Annotated in this window: 2 protein-coding genes; both read right to left on the bottom strand. The window is 43.2% G+C overall.

Annotated features, from left to right (window positions below):
- On the bottom strand, window positions 1-973 hold a 973-nt coding region (locus R7Q48_RS23955; protein WP_318132565.1), incomplete at its 3' end, for a phage/plasmid replication protein, II/X family.
- A 2-nt stretch (window positions 974-975) separates the two neighbouring features.
- Window positions 976-1,239 carry a hypothetical protein gene (locus R7Q48_RS23950; protein WP_276406274.1) on the bottom strand — a complete coding sequence of 88 codons (264 nt, stop codon included), beginning with the start codon at window positions 1,237-1,239 and terminating at the stop codon, window positions 976-978.
- Window positions 1,240-1,849 lie beyond the last annotated feature (610 nt).

Genomic DNA, 1,849 nt, shown 5'->3' with positions numbered 1-1,849 from the left:
TAAGACAATAACCTTCCTTCCAAGAAAGGTAAGTTAGACCGAGGTGACGCGGCAACTTTAAAGTAATGTCATCAATTGGTTTTTGCTCACTCATTTCCACACGCCCAAGGTATTCTTTATAAACTTCCCATACATCAATATTAAACCAAGAAGATCCAACATTCAGCCCAAGCTTAACCAGTTCCTTACTTCTCAGAGTAAGCTCTGCCCTAAGTTTGTTATTGGCAAAATCAGGAAGCGAAGTCAGTTGAAGAGGAGCAGGAAGTTTATGAGACTCAATCTCTTGCCCCTTAGAGTAAAATTTAATACTCCATCTTTCTGAATTCTTACCGAAGTAGACCGTGTTGCCCTTGGCGACCGCAGTCCCGTGCCGTGTTCTTGCTGTTCGCTCAAGGGCAGACAACCACGATAAAACATCTAGGCGTGAACCGAGTTCGAACATTCCATTTATATCTATTCGACTAATCGTATATTGACCCTCTCTTATTCCATCACGAATAAAATCAGGTTGTTCTTTGCCAAACTTTTTAGCTAAAGAATCAAAGAGTTCATAGACCAAATTGCAAAGGTCGGAAGTACCAAAAATGTTATGGCCTTGGAACCATTTAACAGGGTTACCAGAAACGGAAAGAATCCAAATGTTTCTCAATTGGGGAAGGTCAGGTAATCGAGCTGGTTCTGTTCGAATTAAAAGGCGAGTGTCATGGCTCCCGTCAACCTTCAAGTGTTTATCTAGTGTGTACTCGATTTCACCGTCAGGAGTTGTTGAAATGACATTGCCCCCATTGAGGCATTCATCAGACCAAAAAAGGAACTTAACAGAAAGCCAGTCAATCATAAGGCTAGGGTTTGTAGGCTCGTGAGAAACGAAGTTCTCAGGAACAGGATTCTTACGATGAGCCTCTAAGAGTTTCTGAACCTCAGGAATGAGAGGAACAGATTCAATAGACCTGACAAACTTTCCGTGTCCCATTGCTATTCCTCAGTATCAGAAGATCCATTCATCTTCAAAAGAGTAGTTCCAAGTGCTTGAGCCATTAAGCTCTCATAACCGCTAATATTCCCGCTCTTAGCTTCTCTAATTGCCTGAGTCATAAGTTTTAAAGCCTGAACGTTCTCAAGGAGGCAATGAACAACAAAAGTAGATTGAGCCTGCCCACTAACCTCGGAGAATTCCGCTAAAGCCTCATCCAATTCCTTAGGTAATGAGATAGTTATGCGTCTCTTATCGGTAGCCATGTGTAATCCAACGTAAAAAGGTGATGCACCAAGATTATTAGTGAAGCAATTAGATGTCAAGACGCGAGTACCATTTGGTGGTACAAAAGTCGGAGGGTGTGAAGTGTGCTGGAATAAGGGGATTTAGTGTGTGTGAGTACCGCCCGTGGTACAAAAGTCGGGTATCACTAAGACCCGACTCCGAAAGGTGAGGATTCCGCACCCTCTCCTCCTTCTCCTTCGCTCAGCCTCGCTACGTCGTTCGTCGTTGAGGGATGCGAATCAATGAGAAAGATTCTCAACTGATTTATATGTATATTTTGGGAAGTGGGGGAATTGATGCGAAATTCGCACAAGGGTTCGGTGGATGCTGACGCGCGGATTCAAATATTTAGACAAGGGTTCGGCATGGGTTCCGCTTGTCGGTTTATCGGAAAAATAAAAAAGGGGCACAAGGCCCCAGAATTTTTATTCTTCCAACAAACTTGGATTTACTTCGAGCGCTTGGAGCATCATGCAATATCCATTAACAAATTGGATGAGTTCGTATTGTTTCTCTGATAATTCCCCAAGAACGGAGGCGCTTACATGTTCTTTTGGTAGGCCTGCAATGCAGGTCGAAAGATTTTCT

Source organism: Vibrio sp. 378 (genome assembly GCF_033339435.1).
This window is presented reverse-complemented; position numbering and strand designations above follow the sequence as displayed.

Coding starts and splice junctions, on each gene's coding strand:
- R7Q48_RS23950 (WP_276406274.1), bottom strand. CDS start 1,239: ATGGCTACCGATAAGAGACGCATAACTATCTCATTACCTAAGGAATTG.